This is a genomic window from Rhizorhabdus sp. (assembly GCF_018006725.1).
Taxonomy (GTDB): domain Bacteria; phylum Pseudomonadota; class Alphaproteobacteria; order Sphingomonadales; family Sphingomonadaceae; genus Rhizorhabdus.
This window is the reverse complement of record NZ_JAGMXV010000315.1, coordinates 1-4,665: the sequence shown is the minus strand read 5'-3', so window position 1 is coordinate 4,665 and position 4,665 is coordinate 1. Positions and strand designations below refer to the sequence as shown.

At 66.2% G+C, this 4,665-nt stretch carries 6 protein-coding genes; 5 read left to right on the top strand and 1 reads right to left on the bottom strand.

Annotation, left to right across the window (positions count from 1 at the left end; translation table 11 throughout):
* From KAY22_RS24890 to KAY22_RS24875, 4 genes are all read left to right on the top strand, one after another.
* A partial coding sequence (locus KAY22_RS24890) for a His/Gly/Thr/Pro-type tRNA ligase C-terminal domain-containing protein (RefSeq protein ID WP_296625815.1) occupies positions 1–205 on the top strand: 205 nt, incomplete at its 5' end.
* A 6-nt stretch (positions 206–211) separates the two neighbouring features.
* Positions 212–1,297, top strand: coding sequence for a peptide chain release factor 1 (gene prfA / locus KAY22_RS24885; protein WP_296625814.1), 1,086 nt, complete (start codon positions 212–214; stop codon positions 1,295–1,297).
* A complete protein-coding gene (prmC, locus tag KAY22_RS24880; RefSeq protein ID WP_296625813.1) occupies positions 1,290–2,114 on the top strand; it encodes a peptide chain release factor N(5)-glutamine methyltransferase in 825 nt (274 codons plus the stop codon). Before prfA ends, prmC begins: the two co-directional genes overlap by 8 nt.
* A 294-nt stretch (positions 2,115–2,408) precedes the next feature.
* Entirely contained in the window at positions 2,409–3,110 is a 702-nt protein-coding gene (locus KAY22_RS24875) for a DUF4167 domain-containing protein (RefSeq protein ID WP_366514163.1), read from the top strand.
* A gap of 210 nt (positions 3,111–3,320) precedes the next feature.
* Here KAY22_RS24875 and KAY22_RS24870 read toward each other — a convergent pair whose 3' ends face one another.
* Positions 3,321–3,644, bottom strand: coding sequence for a hypothetical protein (locus KAY22_RS24870; protein WP_296625812.1), 324 nt, complete (start codon positions 3,642–3,644; stop codon positions 3,321–3,323).
* A 150-nt stretch (positions 3,645–3,794) separates the two neighbouring features.
* Here KAY22_RS24870 and KAY22_RS24865 point away from each other — a divergent pair, with 150 nt between their 5' ends.
* On the top strand, positions 3,795–4,226 hold the full coding sequence (locus tag KAY22_RS24865; protein WP_296625811.1) for a CBS domain-containing protein: 432 nt from the start codon (positions 3,795–3,797) through the stop codon (positions 4,224–4,226).
* Positions 4,227–4,665 lie beyond the last annotated feature (439 nt).

Below are 4,665 nucleotides of genomic sequence, written 5' to 3'. Positions count from 1 at the left end.
GCGCCGGGCCGGGCTGGCGGCCGACATGGCCTATAAGGGCAAAATGAAGCGGCGGATGCAGAAGGCCGATGCGGCCGGCGCGCGCTATGCCGTGATCATCGGCGATGACGAGGTCGCGCGGGGCGAGGTGTCGCTCAAGGATATGGGCGCGCAGAGCCAGCGGCCTGTTGCGGTCGATGCGCTGGTGGCAGCGCTGAAAGGCTGATCGCATATGGCAGGAGCGATCAGTTCGGCGCGGATCGCGCAGATCGAGGCCCGGCGTGACGAGCTCCAGGCCCTGATGTCGCGCGGGGATCTGCCGTCGGACCAGTTCGTCCAGCTGTCGAAGGATTATGCCGAGATCGAGCCCGTCGCGGTCGCGGCTGGCGAGGTGCGGCGCTTGCGCGCCGAACTCGAGGTATTGCGTGGCATGGCCGAGGACGAGAGCGGCGACGCCGAACTCAAGGCGATGGCGGTCGAGGAGGTCGAGGATCTCCGTGTTCGCCTGCCGGAGGCGGAGCGGGCGCTCGCGCTCAAGTTGCTGCCGCGCGACGCGGCGGACGAGCGGTCGGCCATGCTCGAAATTCGGGCAGGGACCGGCGGCGACGAGGCGGCGCTGTTCGCGGGCGACCTGTTCCGCATGTATCAGCGCTATGCCGAGAACCGGGGGTGGCGGGTCGAGCTGATCTCCGCCAGCGCGGCCGATCTCGGCGGCTATAAGGAAGTCGTCGCCAGCGTGACCGGAGCGGGCGTGTTCGCCCGGCTGAAGTTCGAAAGCGGCGTCCACCGCGTGCAGCGCGTGCCCGTCACCGAATCCGGTGGGCGCATCCATACGTCGGCGGCGACCGTCGCTGTGCTGCCCGAAGCGGAGGATGTCGATGTGCAGATCGACGACAAGGATCTGCGGATCGACGTCTATCGCTCGTCCGGTCCCGGCGGGCAGTCGGTCAACACCACCGATAGCGCTGTCCGCATCACCCATCTGCCGACCGGTTTGGTGGTGATCCAGCAGGACGAGAAGTCGCAGCACAAGAACAAGGCCAAGGCGCTCAAGGTGCTGCGGACCCGCCTCTACGAGATGGAGCGCGAGCGCCTTGCCAGCGAGCGGGCGGGTGCGCGGAAGTCGATGGTGGGCTCGGGCGATCGGTCGGAGCGGATCCGCACCTATAATTTTCCGCAGGGGCGCGTGACCGATCACCGTATCAACCTGACCTTGCATCGTCTCGACGAGATATTGGAAGGGCCAGGGCTCGACGAACTGGTGGGCGCGCTGATTGCCGAGGACGAGGCCGAGCGCCTCGCCCAGCTCGATGGCTGAGACGATCCGCGCGGCGCTGGCGCGCGCCGCCGGAGAGCTGGCTGGCTGGAGCGCCTCGGCGCGGCTCGATGCCGAACTGCTGATGGCGGCGGCCCTCGGCGTGGAGCGCGACGCTTTGCTGCTCGGGCGGCTCGACGATCCGTCACCGACGGGGTTCGAGATCTTGCTCGATCGCCGACGTCGGCACGAGCCGGTTGCCTATATCGTGGGGCAGCGCGATTTCTGGACGATCACGCTCGAGGTCGGCCCTGGTGTCCTGATTCCGCGCCCGGACAGCGAGACGCTCATCGATGCGGCAGTCGACCATTTCGGGTCGCCTGGCCCGGCCACGATTCTCGACCTGGGTACCGGTTCGGGCGCTCTGTTGCTGGCGGCGCTGGCGGAATGGCCCGGGGCGAGAGGTGTCGGGGTGGACCTGTCGGCAGCGGCGCTCGCCATCGCGACGCGGAACGCCGAGCGCCTGGGCCTGGCTGCGCGCGCCGAGTTGCGGGCAGGAGACTGGGGACAGGGGATCGAGGGGGTTTTCGACCTGATTCTGTGCAATCCGCCCTATATCGAGTCGGACGCCATGCTCGCCCCGGAGGTCCGCGAGTATGAACCCGCCAGCGCGCTGTTCGCAGGGCCTGACGGCCTCGACGATTACCGCCGGCTCGCACCGGAAATCGCCCGGCTGCTGGCGCCGACGGGATTGGCCGCGATCGAGATCGGCTGGACGCAGGCTGCAGCGGTGTCGGATTTATTCGCCGGGCAGGGGCTCGTCGCGTCGGTGCGGCAGGATCTGGGCGGGCGCGACCGGGCAATCCTCGTCCGGCACTGACCTTTTGTCGTAGGTCGCACATTATCCGCTTGGAATTCGCTGCGTCTGCCCCTACATCGAAAGCCACGGTTAGGGCAGGGTCCGTTCGCGTGCACCCGCCCGATGCCACGACCCCCAATGGCAGGGGCGCCCCAACAGGCGACCATGACGTGCGGTGGATGCGGTGCCAAAAGGCCCGCGCCGTAGGGCGGCGTGCATCATACAGCTTGGGGACGATGGCCCCTGACGTAATCCGGGATGGTCCCGGTGTGGGAGTGGTGAACCTATACCACCAGTGACGAGGACATCGGTAAGTTGATAAACAATCGGCAGAACGGCCGCCGTCGCGGTCGTGGCGGTGGTTCGGGTGCACCCCGGCCGAACGGTGGCAATGGGGGCCAGGATCGCGGTAACCGCATCGATAATCGTGCGCGGGGCAATGCCGCCCAGCTGCTCGAGAAGTACAAGGCGCTCGCCCGCGACGCACAGATGCAGGGCGACCGCGTCAACACCGAATATTATCTCCAGTTCGCCGATCACTATTTCCGGGTGCTGAGCGAAAGCCGCTCGCGCTTCGAGGACCAGCAGCCGCGTCCGCGCCGCGACGATTTTTCGATGCAGTCCGACGAGGAATATGGCGACGAGGGGGAGCGCGTCGGCAACGACGAGGTCCAGGCGTCGCGCAGCGACGAGCAGGGCGATCAGCGCCGCCGCGATGGCGGCCAGCGCTATGACCAGAATCGCTACGATCAGAACCGCTATGACCAGGACGGCGAGCGCCAGCAGCAGGCGCGTTCAGCCGAAGAGAGCGAAGCTGGCGAGGGCGAGGAGCGGCGTCCGCGTCGTGGTCGTCCGCCGCGCGGCGAGCGGCGCTATGACGGCGAGCAGCAGGCCCGTCGTCAGGACGAAGCCGAGGCCGCACCGGTTGTCGAGGCTGTACCTGTCCCCGCGCCGGTCCTGTCCGACGAAGCCGAGGAGCGCCCGGTGCGCCGTCGCGGCCGTCCGCCCAAGGCATAGCCGAGCGAACAGCTGGAGCCCGATCGTCTGCCCCCGTCACTGTCGGCCGCGTCGGCCAATGATGGCGAAGAGGCGCCGAAGCCGCGCGTGACCCGTGCGCGGAAGCCGCGCGGCGAGGCCGCCGCAGTCTGAGCGTCGGTTCACGATAGTCTTAAATCGCAAAGGGCGGCCTTCGGGTCGCCCTTTTTCGTTTTCGTTGCAGCCGCCGGCTCAGCGGTCGCGGCGATCCCAGCGCGCGCTTGGATCTTCCGCTGGCTCGTCGATCTTGCCGACCTCCTCATCATGGCCGCTGCCCGAGCTCAGGAAGATCAGCGCCATCAGCCCGCCGCCGACCAGCACCGACAAGGATACGCCGGCGCAGGTAGCGATGATCACGGCAACGGTCAGCGGCGATCCGTCGGCCCAGAGGTAGAAGAGGGCGGCGCCCACGGCGGCTATCGCGGTCACGCTCACCCAGCGCATGATCCAGCGGAAGCGGGCCCAGGCATGACGGTTGGAAAGCGGGGCGGTCGGGTCTGTGCGGGGAGCTGACATGGCTTTTCTTTGGTCCTGAAAAATGTGATCATCAAGCCTGCAGGGACCCGGCGGCTTCCGGACCAGAGCGCCCGGATCAAGAGACCCGCGCCCCGCACATGCGGCCCCGGCCGAATGGGTCGGTCGCGGGCGTAGGGGAAGGAGGCCGATATGACGATTGCGTCCATATTGAAGGGTCGCGACGACCACAGCATCATTCACGCCACGGCGGACATGCAGGTGAAAGACGTCCTCACTCTGTTGGCCGACCGCCGTATCGGCGCGGTGCCGGTCATAGGCCAGGAGCAGGTCGTCGGCATCATGTCCGAACGTGACATGATCTATGGATTGCGCGCCGAGGGTGCGGCCTTCCTCGAGCGACGGGTGGGCGACGTGATGACGACGCCGGTGATCACCGTACCGAGCGTGACCGATCCGCTGCATGCTCTGGGGATGATGACCCGGCGCCGGATCCGCCACTTGCCGGTGGTCGACGACGGGGTGCTGGTCGGCTTCGTCTCGATCGGTGACCTGGTGAAGGCCCGGATCGAGAAGATCGAGAGCGAGGCTGCAGCCATGAGGGAATATATCCAGACCGCCTGAACGGAAAAATCGGGCAGTTTCCGTCGCTTGCCGCTGCGGAAGGTGCCCAGCCGACGATCTTTCCCGAATCGCTCAAGGGCTGATTCGGGGGAGTGATTCGACGGCGAAGCGCGAAAGCACGACCTCAAAACCCCGGAAAATAAGGCCTGATTTGCCCCTGTATAAAAATTGTAATTTTGTTGTTGACCGGGAACCGGGTCGCCCATAGAAGCCGCTCCACCGACGGCGGCGGCGCGGTTCTACCGGCTGCTACCGAGCTTCCTGATCGTTAATTCGATCACCCGAAGAGCGATCTTGGGGGAAGGAAGTTTTCGGTTCTTTGACATTGTTGGAACAGATGAAGGGACATGTGGGCGGCGGCTCCATGATCTGGCGGCTTCAAGGCGCTGGTTTCATGGTTAAAAAGCTAAGTCGTTCCATGTCCTGAATATGCAACACA